The organism is Nostoc sp., assembly GCF_036917515.1.
GTDB lineage: Bacteria > Cyanobacteriota > Cyanobacteriia > Cyanobacteriales > Nostocaceae > Nostoc.
Window position 1 is genome coordinate 1 of record NZ_JBALDE010000051.1, and the last position, 18791, is coordinate 18791.

At 39.4% G+C, this 18791-nt stretch carries 16 protein-coding genes, 2 tRNA genes and 1 pseudogene; 9 read left to right on the forward strand and 10 right to left on the reverse strand.

The window, feature by feature from the left end; all coding sequences use genetic code 11:
• The first annotated feature begins 240 nt into the window (after positions 1–240).
• On the forward strand, positions 241–657 hold the full coding sequence (locus V7K89_RS06060; protein WP_335185288.1) for a hypothetical protein: 417 nt from the start codon (positions 241–243) through the stop codon (positions 655–657).
• A 254-nt stretch (positions 658–911) separates the two neighbouring features.
• On the opposite strand, the gene V7K89_RS06065 is transcribed toward V7K89_RS06060, so the two are convergent.
• Positions 912–984 (reverse strand) — tRNA-Val (locus tag V7K89_RS06065).
• Between the two features lie 112 nt (positions 985–1096).
• On the opposite strand from V7K89_RS06065, the gene V7K89_RS06070 reads away from it, so the two are divergent.
• Positions 1097–1717: a metal-binding protein gene (locus V7K89_RS06070; RefSeq protein WP_335185290.1), complete on the forward strand. Its 621-nt coding sequence runs from the start codon at positions 1097–1099 to the stop codon at positions 1715–1717.
• 3 nt (positions 1718–1720) lie between these two features.
• A complete protein-coding gene (gene mazG / locus V7K89_RS06075) occupies positions 1721–2548 on the forward strand; it encodes a nucleoside triphosphate pyrophosphohydrolase (RefSeq protein ID WP_335185292.1) in 828 nt (275 codons plus the stop codon).
• A gap of 408 nt (positions 2549–2956) precedes the next feature.
• On the opposite strand, the gene V7K89_RS06080 is transcribed toward mazG, so the two are convergent.
• Entirely contained in the window at positions 2957–4147 is a 1191-nt protein-coding gene (locus V7K89_RS06080; protein WP_335185461.1) for a transporter substrate-binding domain-containing protein, read from the reverse strand.
• A 354-nt stretch (positions 4148–4501) separates the two neighbouring features.
• On the opposite strand from V7K89_RS06080, the gene V7K89_RS06085 reads away from it, so the two are divergent.
• Entirely contained in the window at positions 4502–4630 is a 129-nt protein-coding gene (locus tag V7K89_RS06085) for a hypothetical protein (RefSeq protein ID WP_335185294.1), read from the forward strand.
• A gap of 200 nt (positions 4631–4830) precedes the next feature.
• On the opposite strand, the gene V7K89_RS06090 is transcribed toward V7K89_RS06085, so the two are convergent.
• The gene (locus V7K89_RS06090) at positions 4831–6819 is read right to left on the reverse strand and encodes a zinc metalloprotease HtpX (protein WP_335185296.1); all 1989 of its coding nucleotides are present in this window, start codon (positions 6817–6819) and stop codon (positions 4831–4833) included.
• A 407-nt stretch (positions 6820–7226) separates the two neighbouring features.
• Here V7K89_RS06090 and V7K89_RS06095 point away from each other — a divergent pair, with 407 nt between their 5' ends.
• Together V7K89_RS06095 and V7K89_RS06100 are read left to right on the forward strand one after the other, a co-directional pair.
• Positions 7227–8534, forward strand: a complete 1308-nt coding sequence (locus tag V7K89_RS06095) for a glutamate-5-semialdehyde dehydrogenase (RefSeq protein WP_335185298.1) — start codon at positions 7227–7229, stop codon at positions 8532–8534.
• Positions 8535–8961: 427 nt separating this feature from the next.
• A pseudogene (locus V7K89_RS06100) lies at positions 8962–9918 on the forward strand (L-lactate dehydrogenase); the annotation flags it as partial.
• Between the two features lie 43 nt (positions 9919–9961).
• On the opposite strand, the gene V7K89_RS06105 reads toward V7K89_RS06100, so the two are convergent.
• Positions 9962–11377, reverse strand: a complete 1416-nt coding sequence (locus V7K89_RS06105; protein ID WP_335185300.1) for an isochorismate synthase — start codon at positions 11375–11377, stop codon at positions 9962–9964.
• A gap of 310 nt (positions 11378–11687) precedes the next feature.
• Here V7K89_RS06105 and menA point away from each other — a divergent pair, with 310 nt between their 5' ends.
• The 3 genes from menA (at position 11688) to V7K89_RS06120 (ending at position 15026) form a co-directional block, all read left to right on the forward strand.
• On the forward strand, positions 11688–12584 hold the full coding sequence (gene menA / locus V7K89_RS06110) for a 2-carboxy-1,4-naphthoquinone phytyltransferase (protein WP_335185302.1): 897 nt from the start codon (positions 11688–11690) through the stop codon (positions 12582–12584).
• 73 nt (positions 12585–12657) lie between these two features.
• Positions 12658–13647: an o-succinylbenzoate synthase gene (locus tag V7K89_RS06115; protein WP_335185304.1), complete on the forward strand. Its 990-nt coding sequence runs from the start codon at positions 12658–12660 to the stop codon at positions 13645–13647.
• Positions 13632–15026 carry a 2-succinylbenzoate--CoA ligase gene (locus tag V7K89_RS06120; protein ID WP_335185306.1) on the forward strand — a complete coding sequence of 465 codons (1395 nt, stop codon included), beginning with the start codon at positions 13632–13634 and terminating at the stop codon, positions 15024–15026. The genes V7K89_RS06115 and V7K89_RS06120 overlap by 16 nt, the downstream gene beginning before the upstream one ends.
• On the opposite strand, the gene V7K89_RS06125 is transcribed toward V7K89_RS06120, so the two are convergent.
• The 6 genes from V7K89_RS06125 to V7K89_RS06150 form a co-directional block, all read right to left on the reverse strand.
• Entirely contained in the window at positions 15019–15465 is a 447-nt protein-coding gene (locus tag V7K89_RS06125) for an acyl-CoA thioesterase (protein ID WP_335185308.1), read from the reverse strand. The genes V7K89_RS06120 and V7K89_RS06125 overlap by 8 nt on opposite strands.
• A 288-nt stretch (positions 15466–15753) precedes the next feature.
• Complete coding sequence (locus V7K89_RS06130; RefSeq protein WP_335185310.1) at positions 15754–16092, reverse strand: type II toxin-antitoxin system VapC family toxin; 339 nt, start codon at positions 16090–16092, stop codon at positions 15754–15756.
• Entirely contained in the window at positions 16089–16355 is a 267-nt protein-coding gene (locus tag V7K89_RS06135; protein ID WP_335185312.1) for a FitA-like ribbon-helix-helix domain-containing protein, read from the reverse strand. The genes V7K89_RS06130 and V7K89_RS06135 overlap by 4 nt, the downstream gene beginning before the upstream one ends.
• Before the next feature lie 77 nt (positions 16356–16432).
• On the reverse strand, positions 16433–16960 hold the full coding sequence (locus V7K89_RS06140) for a hypothetical protein (RefSeq protein ID WP_335185314.1): 528 nt from the start codon (positions 16958–16960) through the stop codon (positions 16433–16435).
• A gap of 29 nt (positions 16961–16989) precedes the next feature.
• Positions 16990–18420, reverse strand: coding sequence for an AAA family ATPase (locus V7K89_RS06145; RefSeq protein ID WP_335185317.1), 1431 nt, complete (start codon positions 18418–18420; stop codon positions 16990–16992).
• Between the two features lie 245 nt (positions 18421–18665).
• Positions 18666–18750 (reverse strand) — tRNA-Ser (locus V7K89_RS06150).
• Between the last annotated feature and the right edge of the window lie 41 nt (positions 18751–18791).

Consider the following 18791-nt stretch of genomic DNA (forward strand, 5'->3'; position numbering starts at 1 on the left):
TTCTAGCTGATATATCCCTGACATTGTTCATCCTTCATCTGGTTTATTCTTATTCTCTCATCTGTAGTCCAATTTTAGAGAATTGGTATTAGATGTTGAATTAGTGTGTTCCTGTACTGGTCATTCATTGGGTAGACCTTGGGCAACTTTCTTGATAGATGCTTATTCCAGAAGATTCTTAGCTGTTTATTTGACTTTTGACTCGGCTTCCTATCGCTCTTGCTTGATGGTGTAACGATTGTGCGTTCAACGCCACAACCGTTTACCACAGATAATTGTGGTAGATGTTACGAATTAGAGATATCTTTGGTAGAATTTCTTACTCCAAAAAATCTGATTACTAAATCTTTTACAAAAATCTCGCAGAAGTACCTCCAACTTTCTCGCACACCAAGGGTATCTCCAAAAATTTTCGACCAACATAAAGTAAGAGATGCTTTATTAGCAATACTTGCAGTTAATGAAGAACCACCACCAACAATGGAAGAAGTTGGAAAGCGTTTAGGTCTTCACAACAGAACTATTTCTAGACACTTTCCAGATTTGTGTAGTGCTATTTCTGCTAAATGTCGTAATTACAATAAAGCTTGCTGTCTCAAAAGCATAGAAAAATTTTGCAGCGAAGTTAGAGAGATTGTCCTTAGCCTTAATGCTTAAGGTGTGTATCCCATAGAAGGTCGCGTTTGTGAATTAATGCCAAATCCGGGGTGTTTTAGATATAAACAAGTCCGCGCTGCTTTTAATGATGCACGACGTAAGTTTGGTTTGTAAGCTGTTATAGGTAAAACTATAACAGCTTACAAAACTGGAACCATAACCTTGCCATCCTTCATTGGAAGCATAAGCTTGCTGTTACAGCAAAGTTATGGGTAAAGTCACAAAAAAGCCGCCATTTGGCGGCTTTTGAACGATGGGCAGTACCAGACTCGAACTGATGACATCCTGCTTGTAAGGCAGGCGCTCTACCAACTGAGCTAACCGCCCGTTAGACTAATCCTTAACCAATATAGCAAAACATTTCGCATTGGGCTAGTAGTTTTAAGAAAATCTTTTTTTCTCTTATACTGACTCAGTATTCAGTTACTCAGGATTTAGGATGCCCTCTGGTCGGACGCACGATCGCATTACTATGTATGCTCTGCCGTTCGTGGCGGGCGTTACTTTCTGGCAGACTCGCAGTAGCAATGCGACTTTGTTGATTGCAGGCGGGTTTCTCTTTGGCGGACTGATGTTTGGCCCTGATTTGGATATTTACTCTGTGCAATTCCAACGCTGGGGTTTCTTGCGCTGGATTTGGCTACCTTATCAAAAAAGTCTCCGCCATCGTTCTTTTTTATCCCATGGGCCGATTATCGGCACGATTCTGCGGATACTTTATCTGGGGTGTTTGCTGGCTATTTTGGCAATTTTCGTTTTGGTAATTGCCCAAAGGTTGTGGAATCTGAGTTTTAGTTGGCAAGATTTGGGACAAAATGTGGGGCGATCGCTTGTGCAATACGATACTGAATATCTAGCTCTGTTTTTAGGGTTGGAACTTGGTGCGATGAGTCATTCTCTGAGTGATTGGGGCGGTTCGGCATACAAGCGCTTGCGAAAACAGGGGGTTCGGGGGTTGTTTCCTAGTGGCAAAATTAAGAAGCGGAAAGTTACAAATCGCGGTAATCGTCGAGCTACAGTTACCAGAAAGAGCAACGGTAGAACGACAAAGGACAAATGACAAATGACAAATGACAAAGTTGAGAGTTTGGCGGCGTTGCAGGAGTTAATTGAGGTGGTGGCAAAGTTGCGATCGCCTGATGGTGGTTGTCCTTGGGATTTGGCTCAAACTGCCGAAACGCTGACTCCATTCGTGATTGAGGAAGCTTATGAGGTGGTGGACGCGATTAAGAGTGGGGATAAGAGTGCGATCACTGAGGAGTTAGGCGATTTATTATTACAGGTGGTATTACAAGCTCAAATCGCTAGCGAATCTGGGCAATTTTCTCTCAAGGAAATCACTCAGGGGATTTCCCAAAAGTTGATTCGTCGTCATCCTCATGTGTTTGGTGATGTGTCGGTAGCCAGTGTGGATGAGGTGCGGCAAAATTGGGAACAAATCAAAGCTGCGGAAAAGGGCGAAGCATCTCCAGAGGCGCAAAAATTTAGTGCTAAACTCGCTCGTTATGGACGCACCCTTCCCCCACTGACGGCAGCAATGAAGATTTCTCAAAAGGCTGCGGCGATCGGGTTTGAATGGGAAAATATTCAGGATGTCTGGGATAAGTTTCATGAGGAGTTGGGAGAGTTTCAGCAGGCTTTAGCTGAGGAAACACCCGAACGACAACAAGCAGAATTAGGCGATTTACTATTTGCAGTTATTCAGCTAGCACGTTGGCATAATCTTGACCCTAGCACCGCTTTGCAAGGTACAAATCAGCGCTTTGTCCAGCGATTAGAAAAAATGGAGGCGGTTGTTGACTGTCCCCTTTCTGATTACAGTTTGAATGAGTTAGAAACTCTCTGGCAACAGGCAAAAGCTCAACTTGCTCAAGAGGGGAGTGGGGAGTAAAGAGTAGGAAGTGGGGCACAGAGGCTTATACCAATTCAAAATTCAAAATGACGCTCTCTACGAGATGCTCTTGCTAGCTTGCAACTCTTACAGAGTACGCGGACTCGCTATAAGCGTTCGCGTAGCGTCTCCAAGAGTTGCCATGCCGTTGGCGTACCACTTCGTGAAAGCAAGCTAGCAAGAGCGTGTCGCAGACAAGCCTCTCGTTCGCTGTCTTCGTCTCTGAAAGAGAAGAGAAGGCTTTACGCTGCGCTAACAAAATTCATGCATTAAGAAAGCCAGACATAACAAAGGTATGTCCTGTATGTATCTGTCGCATTCTTTTTTCAAATTGGTATTAGAACTTAAAGCTTCAGGCTCAAAGGCTCAAGCTCCCCAATTCCCACTCCCCACTGCCCATTTTTTTCTTCAAGATTTTTCAGCATCAAACCACTTATCATATAGCGATTGATAAGTGCCATTTTCTTTAAGACTCAGCAAAGCCTGATTAATTGGTTTGCGGTAGGGACTGTTGTTAGGCAGAATGATGCCGTAGCTTTCTTCACGCAAGATACTGCCAACAATCTCTACCTTCCCTTTGCCTTCATTGGCAGCATAGAAGAGGAGTACAGGCGCATCAAACACCACAGCATCAGCTTTTTTTGTTTGCAGAGCATTGTAAGCTTGCTCAATCTTGGGGACTTCTAGAATTGAAATCTTATGTTCTCGCAGGTATGTGGCGGCTGTGCTACCCGCAGTTGTAGCCACTATCTTGCCGGGTAAATCGTCTATGCTCCTGATATCACCCTGAAGTTGTTGCACTGTCAATGAGGTAGTCACACTGGCTGTAAAGTAGGCGGCAAAAAGTACTCCGATGAACATCCAGACAATACCTACTAAGCGTCCTATTACTCCCTTGGGCATTTCGTCAGCTTGGGTTGCTAATGTGGCAGCTGCCCACCAACAAGCTTTGAAAATGCCAGGAAAGTATGATTTGGGAATCATCCCATCTTGATGATGGCGCTCTGATAACCAAATAATGTGGGCTGCTACGACAATTAACACTAAAGCAATGCCTATTACCTGCAATAGGGTAGCAGAGAAAAATAATTGCAAAATATTTGGGAAGGCACTGTTGTTGGTTTCTGAGTTTCGTACCATAATTTGCAGCCCCCCAGCCAAAATGGGTAATGAGAAATCAAAATTCTGCTGGCGTTCGGCTGTAATCGAGATAGCTGCAATTCCTAAGTTGGCTTTGTTGTCTTTAATAGCAGAAAGCAGTTCCGGCACAGAAGAATATTCAATAAATTTAGACTCTACACCTATTTGGTTAGTGATGCTGCGCCAGAGGTCGATACTGAATCCTGATAGCTCACCTTTGTCTGGAATCACAAAGGGCGGTATAACTCGTGTAGCTACCAATAACGGTTGTTGGGGTTGTGGTTTTTGCGCCACTCCTAGGGACGCGATTAATAACAATGCCAGAATTCCACCTACTAATCCTATGCAGGTATACAGTGCTAAAGAAAGCTTGATTTTATTTTTTGAGTCATATCTGCCAATTGGGCTGTTTTTCCCAGCCATAAGTTGGCGAAATCTACTAGCGATCGCATTCATCATCAGAATTTTCATAGGATTGTGTGCATAATCTATTTATCATGCCCACGTGTATCAAATATCATGTTTGTTACCCCCATAAAAGCACTTATTTTCAAGTTTAAGGGGATTGGAGAAAAGGGGTAATTAAGGAGATAGATTACTTTGCCTGTAGTAGGGTTGATTGTTTCACATTTGCGTAGGCGTAGCCCGTTGTAAACATCGCTTACAATACTTACCCACTCATTGTTACAGCTATTTTCAGGTAAATAGACCACGCGGTAGGGGCGCAGGTGACGGCGGTTAGCTCAGTAGGTGAAGCTCTGGAAGCATTAATTAGGACGATTAAAACCAGATGTTCTAGTCAGTGATATAGGAATGCCAGATGAGGATGGTTATTCCCTGATTCGGAAAGTGTGGGCGCAGGAAGCAGAGCAAGAAAAGAAGATTCTAGCTGTAGCACTAACGACATTTGCTAGATATGAAGAACACAAGCTAGCTCTGTAAGCTGGATTTCAAGTTCATCTATCCAAGCCAATCGAGCCAGAAGAGTTGGTGAAAGTGGTAACGAACCTTACCAAAGATAGCAAACAATGCCTCCTTCATAAAGTTGCATTAAAAAAAATGGAGGCAGTTACTAACTACCTCCTGACAAATTAAAGCTTGGATAGACTAAGAAATGCTTTGATAGCAAACAAGAAACTCAGCTAGCTGTGGCTCAAAAACATAGTCAAGACCACTCCCAGGATAATCGATCCACTGCCAAGGATGAATGACCAGAAGCGATGATAACTGTTAACAATAGTGCCATTTTTGCTCTGGAGTTGAATCAGATCCATCCAAGGCGCAACACCCCGACGGAACCAACCCACAGCCCCCACTTGTTCGCCAATCAAACTTTGGACTCGCTTCATCCCAAACAGGAAATTGCCGATAGGGCCAAAGCGGGAGGCGTAATGCAGGTAAAGCATTCCACTACGATCTTGAATTTTTAAATCGGAACCAAATTTATAACCAGCGTCGCCACGACCAATTAGTTGACCTTCCAGTTTTGCAGGTTGTCCGCGTAACGGACTGGCATAAGGGTCTGACATCAAGGTGAGAATATCGGTTTCTGGTGCTTGCTTGTAATCAGGAAACATCACCAAGGCTTTGATAAGAATTCCGATCCCTAAGCCAATTAGTGGCGCACCCAATACTAAACCTGTGTTTGGGGAACTCGACCACAGAATCACACCCATTACCAAGCCAACAAAGAAACCAATTGTTTCAGCACCATAAAGTACAACATCTAAAAAGAAGTTGCCGTAAAGCCTACTTTTATTCAGATTTTTACCTTCTCCAATAACTCGCCCCATATCAAACTCAGTCGGTAAACCCAATTGTTCGGCGTATGTACTTAACGCACGAACTCGTTTGCCTGTCAAGGGGTGAGTGGAATTTAACTCCATCCACCAACCCCAAGGGTTAAACATATCCCACAGAAAGACACGACCAACTTTTTGGGTATCAGATGCAATGCGGTAGGCGGTTCCTGTGGAAGCGGCGGCTTTATGGTCATAGATACCCAAGGCGCGAGTTCCTTCAATTAAACGGCTGGGTTCTTGTGTGCGCGAACCTTCTTCTAATATTCCATAAGCAATCTTCACTAAAGCGCGAGATAATCCATTAGGATTACCTGTACTTTCAGCTGCAAAGTGGTCAGCAAAGTATTCTCGTGTGCGAGAGAGGTACAGCAATAAATAAGTACCGATGATATAAAACACGTAGGCAACGAGAGCAGCAGTTTGCATCGCATTTTTGATTTTGTTATCGCCACCGCCGCGCCCAAATCTTCTAGCTGTGCTGTAAATCAAGTAACAAATTTGTACTAAGGTAGAAGCTACTGTCATCACTGCAAAGTCCCAGTGGACTATGTGCCCCAATTCGTGAGCGTAAACGGTAGCAATTTCATCGTCATCTAGGTATGTGAAAAGTCCTTGACTGACGATTAAACGGGCACTATTCGGCAATGAGCCATAAGTAAAAGCTGTGGGGTTTTGGTCGTTAATAATTCCCAAACGAGGCGTTTTCAGCTTTTTCTGCTCACAGACTTGGCGAATAACTTTAGCTGTCTCTGGACTGAGGGTTTCAACTTCTGCCAACTCTACCCAGCGAGTTTGGTAAAGCCAGCTTTGAGTTAAGTCCATAAGAAATGGAGACAAGAAAAAGGCGGCGATATTAAAAATTAGGGTAATACCAATAGCGATCGCTAGTCCTTGGAGTGGATTATCGCTACCCGAAATAAATACTAAGCTTAAACCTAAAGCCAACACCATGCCAAACAGCAAGGTGATGGTGACACCAGAAGCTAACGCCAAACTACCACCCACTCCCCCCATTGCTAATTTCATCCCAGTTGTAGCGGCGCGACTAGCTTTTTGGCTAACGTGAGATGGTGTTTGACGCAAGGATTGACTAGCCTTTTCTGCCCAACTGCGAGCCTGTGGATTTTCACTGATGATTAACTTTTGACACAGGCCCTTGGCTTTTTCAATTTCGCCTATGGCTTGATAAGCTTTGATCAGCCACATCTGTGCTGAAAGATAATCTGAAGAATTGTGTTCAGCGCAATCGCGGCAGAATTGTTCGAGTAATTCCACCGCTTCTTGATAACGTTTTTGGTTTAAGGCATCTAATGCAGATTGTAATGACATAGGATCTCCCTAGTGAAGGAGTGATATTTAATCTATCAATACTCAATAGATTCAGCGATCGTCACTACAATTTCGGAAAAATTTAATTAATGAGAGTATAAAATATTTATTTAAGTAAAAGACTAGAGAAACATACATTACTATGTCTCTCTAGCCTGGGGAACGCATAAATCATTTTTAAGATTTTCAAATAAATATGTAATAATGCTTAAACTTATTTTAAAATTGTAAACTTTTTATTCCTTAATCTATATTCGATAATCACAGAATAAATGTTTTGAACCAAGTCTTACTTCACCCGATCAGAGTAATTATTGATTACCCAAATGGTTCACCCGATTGGAGGAAGACGAATGATGAACATAACCTGAGATTGATAAAATGAAGAGAAAGTAAAGATTTGTACTATGACTATTCTTGATATTGCTTCTCCCTTAATTAAGATCGCAGGACAAACCCGCCAAGCTGCAAGTAAATTAGCAATTCTCTCTACTGAGGCAAAAAATCAAGCACTTGTGGCGATCGCTCAAGCTTTAGAATCAGCTAAAGATGAAATTTTACAAGCAAATGTTGCTGATTGTAAAGCTGCGACTGCTGAAGGGATTTCCCAACCACTTTATAAGCGCTTGCAGTTGGATGAACATAAATTAAGAGATGCGATCGCAGGGGTACGAGATGTTGGTAAGCTAGCCGATCCAATTGGTAAAGTCCAGATTCACCGCGAACTTGACACTGGGTTAGTTCTGAAGCGCATCACTTGTCCTTTAGGTGTTTTGGGGATTATTTTTGAAGCCCGTCCAGAAGCGGCGATTCAAATTGTTTCCTTAGCAATTAAATCGGGAAATGGTGTAATCCTCAAATGTGGAAAGGAAGCAGTGCGTTCTTGCGAAGCAATAGTTAAGGCAATTAAACAAGGATTATCTCAAACTGCTGTTAACCCAGATGCAGTACAGTTACTAACAACTAGAGAAGAAACTCTAGAACTTTTGAAGTTAGATAAATATGTAGATTTAATTATTCCTAGAGGTTCTAATTCCTTTGTCAGATTTGTACAGGAAAATACGCGCATTCCGGTACTAGGTCACGCCGACGGAATTTGTCATCTTTATATAGATAAAGCCGCCGATATTTCTAAAGCAGTTCCGATTACCGTTGATGCGAAAGCGCAATATCCGGCTGTTTGTAATGCAATTGAAACTTTGCTAGTTCACCAATCAAATGCTAGAGAATTTTTACCAAAAGTTGCTGAGGCTTTGCAACAACGTCATGTGGAATTAAGAGGTGATAAACGCACATTAGAAATTTTACCTGAGATTAAAACTGCAACAGAAACCGATTGGGAAACCGAATACAGCGATTTGATTTTGTCAATCAAGATTGTAGACTCTATAGAAGATGCGATCGCTCATATTAACGAATATGGTTCTCGTCATACCGATGCCATTATCTCTGAAGATCCAGCATCTGTTGAAACTTTCTTTGGACTGGTAAATTCAGCTAATATATTCCACAATTGTTCTACCCGCTTTGCTGATGGCTTCCGCTATGGTTTTGGCGCAGAAGTAGGAATTAGTACGCAACAAATGCCTCCCCGCGGCCCCGTTGGTCTAGAAGGATTAGTCACATACAAATATCAAATGACTGGTGATGGTCAGATTGTAGCTACTTACACCGGGGCGAATGCTAAAGCTTTTATTCATCGGGATTTAGTGTAAAAGATTGTCCCAATTATGAACTTTATTAACGTAAAAAATACACTTAGTAAATCGGTGTATTTTTTACGTTAATAGTTTTTCTGAGTTGTCAAAAATTTAAACAATATCTCATATCCTAATTGGGAAGGATTAGAATCGATGTCAAATGACAACGTTGATTATTCCGAATATTCCATTATCAAACGATGAGTTTTTCAAGAAGGCAATGTTGAGATTGCCAGAAATTCAAGCACAAAACTTAGTTCAGATTGAGCCAGAATGATAGCCTGGTTTCAATTCCAGAGTGTTGAACACAAAACACTCATCAAGTCTGTCTTGCGTCAACATTTTAAATCTTTAAGACGAAGCGATCGCTTTAAGAATCTTGACTCGAAAGGGTTAGTTCTGGAGTTAACATTAACTATGGGGTCAATTAGAAAAAAATAGATTTGGCATGAGTAGCAAAACATCCAAAATAGGTGTCATTGGTGCAGGAAATGTGGGTGCAGACGTAGCAAATGCTTTAGTGCTACTCGGTAAATGTGTAAAAGTCGTCCTTTTTGACCGAACCTTATCAAAAGCTGAGGGGCAAGCATGGGATATTGAAGACACCATTCCTCTACTTAAAGAGATGGAAATTATAGCAACAAATCAGTATGAAGATTTAGCGGATTCTGATATCATTGTCGTGACTGTTGGGGTGCAGAAAAAACAAGGACAGACTCGATTAGATATGTTGAGCGACAATGCAGAGATCATGCGTTCGACGATAAAAGAATTGGATCGAGTTGCACCGAATTCAATCGTACTTATTGTTAGCAATCCAGTGGATGTATTAACACGAATTGCGATCGCCAGTTCCACTAGAGCAGAAAACCTAATTTTCGGTTCAGGAACCGTTCTTGATACTGCTAGACTGAGATATCAACTTGGTAAGCGACTGAACGTTAGTAAACAAGACGTTCGTGTTTATGTGATTGGAGAGCATGGAGACAGTGAATTTGTCGTTTGGTCTAGTGCATTTATTGGAGTAATTGCATTAAATGAATTTCCGATCCCAAAAGGAGCAACGCTGGAAGAAATTCAGCAAGAGTACGCAGAGTTAACCCGTAAGCGAGGCTATAACATTTCTGAACGTAAAGGAAATACTAGCTATGGCATATCAATAGTAGTTTGTCAGTTAGTTGATACCATCCTGCGAGATGAAAAGCAGATATTTCCAGTATCGGCCAGAGCAGATTCTAACTATGGAATTGGCAGTGAAGTTGTTCTGGGACTTCCATGTATCATTAGTTCTCAAGGTATTGAGCGCCAACTGGTGTTACCAAGAAATGCTGATGAACAACGTTTATTAGAAGAGTCAGCCACCAAACTGAATGAAGCCTACAATTCTTTGGATAATTAAAATCAACTCAAATAGTCTGTTTAAAAACGTCCTTTTTTAAAGGTTAAACTAAGGCTTTAAGTAAAGCTTGAAGTTTCAGCTGCACCTCTGCAAACTCCTTGTCAGGATCGGAACCAGCCACGATACCAGCACCAGCATACAATCTCGCGCGATCGCCATCAATTAATGCTGAACGAATTCCCACAATAAACTCACAGTTCCCCTGAGAATCTATCCAACCTAAAGGTGCAGCATATAAACCCCTCTCAAAGCTTTCGTAACGACGAATTTCGGCACAAGCTACATCTTGGGCTGCACCTGCAACGGCTGGTGTAGGATGCAATTGTCCGACAATCTTTAATGGGTGTATGTTAGCAGGAACCATAGCACTGATTGGTGTCCATAAATGCTGGATATTCGATAATTGTCGTAGCCGTGGTGCTAATATTTGCGGTAATAAACCTAACTGGGATAGGCGTTGTGTAATGAAATCAAGCACTAGGGAATGTTCGTGCTTTTCTTTTTCACTATTTAGTAAGCGATTGGCATTAGCTGCATCTTCAGCAGGGGTTTTACCTCGTGGTGCAGAACCAGCTAAAGCATCAGTGATTAATTGTTGATTATTAATACTAATTAATCTTTCTGGACTTGCACCAATAAAGTTTTGTCCTTTGCCATTACTTGTAGAAAAAATATAACAATTAGGATGGTTTTGTCTAAGATTATTTAATGATTTAACTAAGTCAAAGTAGTTGCTTGACTTGACATCTAATATATCTGCTAAGACAATTTTGCTTAAATGACTAGACCGAATTTTTTCTAAAGCAGATACTACTGAACGTTTAAATTGAGTAGGATTAGTAACAGATTTATTATAGAAGTTTGCTGAGAAACAATCAATCTTAGCAGAGTAATATTCTAAAGATTGGATAAATTCAATTTTATTCTGCACATTCTCCAAAAATATTTCAATATTTACATTTGCATTGATAATTATATTTGTTACTAATATACAACGCTGATTCTTTACAGCTACTTGCCAACGTGGAAGAAAAATGGTAGCAGATGGAAATGGATAATCTACTTGGACATTTTTATCAAAAAAGCTGAAATAACAAAAAAAGTGAGGTCCAGAAAAAGGTTGGTTCGCGTTACCAAAATTAATTATATTTTTTAGACAAGATTTGATAAAATATTCTGCTTTACTAAAACGATTTGAGCCATCAATCTGTAATTTTGCTACAGTATCAATTGCTGCGATCGCTTCTCCTTTACCTCTATCCTCAAAGTAAAAATTTATTTCATTTGCTTGTGTAAGTTTATCCAATACAAGTAAAGGGTCAACTAAATCAATTTCTTGGGAGACACTGACAATTTGTCTGCAATTATTTTTGACGCACTTTTCTTGCACTGTTACCAGAAATTGATATAAATCTTTGTGCTTTACAAAGAAGTTGCTCTGACATGGTAAAACTGTCATGGATTTAACGATAGTAAATTTTTTTTAAGTTAACTTCCTAAAGTGTAATTAATCGTGGTCGTATTTTTACAGGTAACATATTAAGTTGCTATTTCACCAGCGTAGGGTTTGGCTTATTTGTGGTGTTCTCAGACTATGATAAGACAGTTTCAGCCTGAGACTGCAACGTGAGGGTGAGTGTTAACAACACAAAGTTAACAAGTCATAGTAAAAGTGACAGTTGTTTGTATATCCCCCATATCTAGCGTCTCTTGAAATCATGAAATCTCAAATGTGAGTAATATTCTGGTAATTTAATTAATCACAACTAATGACTACCAAGCAAATTTTCTATCCCAATACTAAGTTATGGATGGCAGCGATTAAACCGCCAATGTATAGCGTTGCGATTATGCCCATTTGGGTAGGAACAGCAGTAGCATTTTCCGAAACTAAAATTTTCAATGGTGTAGTATTTTCTACTTTTGTAGCTGCGGCAATCTTAATTCTTGCTTGGGAAAATATCAGTAATGATGTGTTTGATTCCGAAACTGGTATTGACCAAAATAAGCACCATTCTCTGGTGAATTTAACAGGCAATAAACCATTAATATTTTGGATAGGAAATTTGTGCTTAGGTTTGGGGTTGCTGGGCATACTAGCGATCGCCTTTTGGCAACAAGACCTAACTGTGATCGGTATAATACTGCTGTGCTGCGGTTTAGGCTATATGTACCAAGGGCCTCCCTTTCGCTTAGGATATCAGGGTTTAGGCGAGATTATTTGTTTTTTTGCCTTTGGGCCCTTAGCAGTGGAGGCAGCATATTATAGCCAAACCCAAACTTGGTCAATGACAAGTTTAGCAGCCTCAGTGATCGTCGGGATTGCCACAACCTTAATTTTGTTTTGCTCACACTTTCACCAAGTTAAGGATGACATAGCCGCAGGTAAGCGATCGCCTATTGTCCGTCTCGGAACCCAAAAAGGTGCTCAACTCCTAGTTTGGTTTACTGGTAGTATTTATCCTCTCACCTTGCTATTTGTGCTATTGGGGATTTCTCCGGCTTGGACATTGCTAAGTTGGGTAAGTTTACCCTTTGCTTTCAAATTATGCCGCCATGTCCAAGAAAATCACAACCAACCGGAGAAAGTTAGTAACTGTAAATTCATCGCTGTAGCCGTGCATTTCTGGGCTTGCTTGCTGTTCGGTTTGGGATTTCTGCTTTAGCAATACATTTGGGCATTGGGCATGGGGCATGGGGCATTGGAATAGAGAAAAAATAACTAATGACTCTTGATTAATGACTAATGACTACAGATTTGAATTTCGTCCATATCAGCGAAGATTTTTACGATCGCTTACCACTAATCACGGGAATTGGAATATTCGTGAAGGTATTATTCTCTGTCTTACCGATGAATCAGGTAAACTTGGCTGGGGAGAAATCGCCCCCATTAGCTGGTTCGGTTCGGAAACCCTAGAACAAGCCTTAGATTTTTGTCGCCAACTCCCAAAAGAAATCACAGACGAAATAATTTTCTCCATTCCAGATGAGTTACCAGCTTGTCAATTTGGCTTTGAATCAGCGTGGGAGAGTGAGTTCTTTTCAATGCCCAATGCCCCATGCCCCATGCCCCATGCCCAATGTTATAGTGCCTTACTACCATCTGGGGAAGCAGCTTTAAATCAATGGAAAACGTTGTGGCAGCAGGGATATCGCACGTTTAAGTGGAAAATTGGTGTATATGCGATCGCTGATGAACTAAAAATTTTTGAGTTACTGATATACACCTTACCAGCCTCTACGAAACTGCGATTAGATGCTAACGCTGGACTTAGCTATGAAGAAGCTAATTTATGGCTATGGACTTGCGACAATCTCAAAGCAAATGGAAAACTACCTCTAGAAATTGAATTTATAGAACAACCGCTACCTGTTGAGCAATTTCAGGGGATGTTGGAATTGAGTATGAGTTATGAAACTGCGATCGCCTTAGATGAATCTGTCGCCACACTTGGGCAACTTGCTGCTTGTCATCAACAAGGTTGGCGAGGGATTTTTGTCATCAAGCCTGGGATCGTTGGATCGCCATCTCGTCTAAGAAAGTTTTGTCACCAGCATGAAATTGATACTGTATTCTCATCAGTATTTGAAACTGCGATCGCAAGAGAAGCAGCACTTAAACTAGCAGCCGAATTATCCCAAAACAATAGGGCAGTTGGCTTTGGCATCGACCATTTTTTTGAACAAGAAGAAACGTGGTTTCAAAGTTTATGGAACGACCTTTAGACTATCTTAATAATCTGGATCGGGATGATTGGCTTATTGGTTATCACAGCTGTCAATTCAATCAAATAGCTCAAGAATTATATTTAGAACTAACACAACTATCAGCGTCTGGAACACCACCAAAAATTATCTTAGCCGAACGCGAACCATTACGATTTTTAGCAAGTTTTATTGCCGCTTGTGCAGCTAATTGTCCAATTTTCCTTTGTAACCCCGACTGGGGAACACAAGAATGGCAACAAGTCTTTGATTTAGTAAAACCAGATATTATTTTAGGAATGGCGCATGGAGCACAGGGAATGGGGAATGGGAATAATTACCAATGCCCAATGCCCAATGCCCAATGCCCAAAAATTATGATTCCCACAGGTGGTTCATCAGGGCAGATTAAATTTGCCATCCATACATGGGAAACTCTCACAGCATCAGTACAAGGATTTACAGAATACTTTCAACTAAAGCAAGTCAATTCATTTTGCATGTTGCCCTTATATCATGTTAGTGGTTTAATGCAATTTATGCGCTCATTCATTACCACAGGTCAACTATGTATTCAACCATTTAAAGCTGTAGAATCAGGTCAAATCTTAAATTTTAAACAATCAGAGTTTTTTATATCTTTAGTACCAACACAGTTACAACGTCTTCTGCAAAATCTAGAATTAACTGAATGGCTATCCCAATTTAATACCGTACTTTTGGGAGGTGCGCCAGCATGGAGCGAACTACTAGAAAAAGCCAGGTTTCATCGCATTCGGTTAGCACCAACCTATGGCATGACAGAAACCGCCTCTCAAATTGCTACCCTCAAACCAGATGATTTTCTTAGCGGTAAAATTAGCAGTGGTCAAATTCTTCCCCATGCAAAAATAACTATTTGCAATCAGCAAGGCGAGATTTTAAATTATAATCAAATCGGAAATATCACCATTTATGCTCAATCTCTAGCCCTTGGTTACTATCCTCAAACCAAAAAAAATCAAGCCGATTTCCAAGTAGATGATTTAGGCTTTTTAGATGACCAAGGTCATTTAAATATAGTCGGACGTAAAAGCGATAAAATTATTACAGGTGGAGAAAACATTTACCCCGCAGAGATTGAATCAGCTATACAAGCAACTCAAATGGTTGCTGATATTTGTGTCATTGGCATCCCAGATAAACACTGGGGACAAGTTTTAACAGCGATTTACATTCCCAAACAATCAGATACCTCTGCTTTAAAAATCCAAACTCTACTCAAAGACAAACTCAGTAAATTTAAAATCCCTAAATATTGGATTTCCCAACAAAACCTGCCCCGCAACTCCCAAGGTAAAATTAACCGTCAACAGTTACAGCAAATCGCCACAGAATTTCTCCACAATCCTATCACATAATCTCTCTCGACTTTCTTCTCTCTGCACCTTCTGCGTCTCTGCGGTTCATTTCCAACCATTGGATAATCTCTTCAGGTAATTCCTGCTTACTTCTACTACTCGCATCAATACAAACATGCCTAGTAATAGCTTTAGCAACTACCACCTCAGCCACTGTAATTTCATAAGTAATTTCAAACTTATCAACACTTATTTTTTGCGGAATTAAACTAATCAGCAACTTATCCCCTACAAACATAGGGCGCAAAAAATCCACACTAGTATGAACAATGGGAAAAGCCACAGATGGATTAATAAAAAAGTCTTTGAGATTAATACTTGATGCTTCTAAAGATTCTTCATAAGCTTCATGGCAAATACCCAAAACGTTAGCAAAATAAACTACCCCAGCAGCATCAGTATCTTGAAAGCGAACCGTGCGGTTATAAGTAAAAGGCATTTTTGACAATTAAATATTAAAAAACAGCAGATTTATCTCCTGCTTGACAAACTAATTTTATTGCAACTAAGTAAGTTGGTAATAAAAATTTAATTTCCCCAATTCTGAATTTATATCTAAAAATTTAGTCTCATTCAATGCTTCGAGGTTGAATATATGGTGAGGAAAGGCGATCGCTTCTACATTGACTCCAACGGCGGAACCTCGAAGTCATTAAACGAGCAAATATTGTAAGACGAAGCTGCTAGAGCTTTTACCAACTTCCCGTCCAGAGTCAACAAAGTAGCATTAACCTGCTGTGAAAGTGCAACATAAGAAGCATCGTAAGCGGAGATTCCAGATCGCAACTGCATCCGCCATCAAATCAGCCGTGGAGACAACACGCAACGGGAAAGCTTTAAGGGTGGCTAAATCTGTCTGAACCTCAGCAGCAGTGTACATCCTTGCACGGATATACTTCCATAAGGCGTTAGCGCACTCAATGTAAAAGAGGTCTGGGACAAATATTTCTGTCTGTGGATTGGCAAAATGGTCGAAAAGTTGATTAACTTTGGCACTTAGTGGGTCAGCAATAAAATACTTGATGCACACACTGGTATCTACCACGCATCTAAGAGGATTGCTCATCTATCGCGGTCTTCTCGAATTAGTTCAGTACTATCAGGTAATCCGAAGTCTGCTGGATTCAAGCAGCGGCGATCGCGACTTTCTTCTAGGACTTTAAGTACATTTTGTCGTTTCTGGTCTTCTATTTGCTGTGCTTTAGTTTTTAAAGCTTGTTCTAACAGAGTTATAACTTGGGCGTTAATTGAACGGTGCTGAGATGCGGCTAACTCTTGCAGCTTGGCATACAAATCATCAGGTAAATTTCTTACATAAAGCGTAGCCATCGCTTTACCTCAAAGTAGAATTTATTAAAATGATAGCACTATGCAAGCAAAAGGGGGGAGCGATCACTTGCTGTAAATTATCTACTTTTTTTTCGTTTTCCTTTAGGTTGATAGTCAACGCCTCGCAGAAAGTCACCTAAATTTGAATTCTTGCTAATATCGTAGTTACCTTCGCCAAATGTCTGCTTTAATTCCTGTTTATATTTATCGATTTCTTGGGGTACAGAACTATTAGATTTAATATATGCTTTTGCAATAAAGTTTAGTGATAGTTCAGACTGTTTAAAGGATTTTTTAAAATATGTATATGTAGTTATGACTTGCTCTGTAGCTGTTTTGACATCACCACCTTTCAATTCTACAAAGCAGATTATTCTTTTACTCTCTTTTGCATAGAATACAATTAGATCACAGATTTTCATACCTTCTTGCTCTAATCCTAATATTTGACGCAATTTACAATTAGGATTTGACTGATTGTCTATAAGAAAAAAGAGAATTGTTTCACCGCTAGATGGTTTTATATTTATCTCTACTCCATTTTCTGTATAACTTGTTTTTCCTGGTAGCAAACAACTTGATAACAATAAATTATTGAAAAGCATTCTTAAATCACTCCTTAGCTTAAGAGTGATTATGGGAATATATGGGAAATATCATCAGATACATCACCAAACGTACCCCAATCTATACGACCTTCTTGATTTAAGATATTCTTAGCTATACCATCCTCAAACAGATATACAGAAACTTTTTCTTGAGGGATAAAAGCTTCTGTTCGCTCTAAATAAAATTTATCTTTTATAGTTTCTTTATCTTTATATTTAGCAGCTTTCATCAAATTCGATAGATGATCCAAAATATAAGGACTATGAGTTATAATTAATACTTTTAGACCAGCTTGGACTAACATTGCTAAAAATTCAGTAATTGCTACTTGTACAGATGGGTGTAAATGTATTTCTGGTTCATCAATAATTAGCAACTCACCCGGTTCAGCCAGATAGCGTAAGCAAAGAAATAAAGGTGTTAGTCCTTGAACCAGAGATGAAGCAGCTGTTATTTCCAATTTGATTTTTTCTGATGGCTGAAAAAATATTTTATTTTCTAATCTAGGGTCATTAAAATCTATTTTACCTTGCAAAACTTGCTTCTCTAATAATTCTGCTAAATCAGCATAAATGGCAATTTCTGGTCTTTTTTTAATTTCTTTTTCTCTTTCTTCTGTTGTCTTTATACATGCATTAGCTAATATTTCTATTAAACTTTGTACTGGTTCACTTGTTTTTTTATTTTTTGGTTTATCCGAGTGTTCAAATATTATTTTAACATCTAAATCAATATTAGAGGTTTCATCAAAATTGACATTTTCAAATTCTAAACTTTCTTTTTCAAGAAAAAAAGGAAAAGTTATAAAAGTAGTTCTTTGTATAGGAAATCTATAAACATCAGAATAAAAAGAACTATGAAGTATCTGGAAAATCTCTTGAAGTAAAAGTTTTTTAAATAGCCTTATAGGAATTTTTTTAAAAAAATTATCTTTGGAAATTATGTTAAAATAAATATTTTTTTCACCAATTTCCTTGAATATATTTAAATATTCTTTACCTTGTGAACCAAAAGAAATTTGTTTTTCTAAACTATATTTTTTTACATTATCAAGGATTTCTTCTTTTACCGTAGCTAAATTAAAGCTTATCTTCCTTGATTGAAAATCCCTCTCTTCACTACTCAAAAATGTTTTCATCAAACTAAGAGATGACTGAGCAACATCATTAATATATGCTTCTGCATACTCCTCAGCAAAATTAATTAAGTCAATACTAATATTTCCTTCTTGAATAAATTGCTCAATAGCATTATCTATAATCGGATATTTCTGCTGAGTTTCGCCATCAATGTAACTTTTGAAATACCTATCCAATCCATGTTTACCAAATATAGATGCTAAAGTAGAAGCTGTCCAAGTTTTTCCAGTGCCATTTCTTCCAATAAAAACAGTAAGGGGTTTTAAGTCAATCTCAAGTTCTTTGATAACACCTAAGTTATGAATTTCTACTTTCATGGCATCATTTGATTTTAATTACTCAAGGTTAATTCTATATAATTTCAACTAAACCTACTACGCTTGTAAAGTCAGCAGATCATAATTTGTTGCTGAATGGCATATAGCAATCCTAATACCTTGAATGATAACAGGGCTATCTTTAGCCTTACTGTTATATGCAATATAACTTTGATTCACTCTGATGAACTTGAATCTGTTAGTCAGAGAGTTTATCTGTAATGTATCATGCAAAAATATTTCAACGGAGAGGGGGAGATTCGAACTCCCGGAGGTTTTAGCCTCATCCGATTTCAAGTCGGACGCAATCGACCACTCTGCCACCTCTCCAGTAAATCTGTCAAACTCGTGCCTACCCTACATTCAGACGT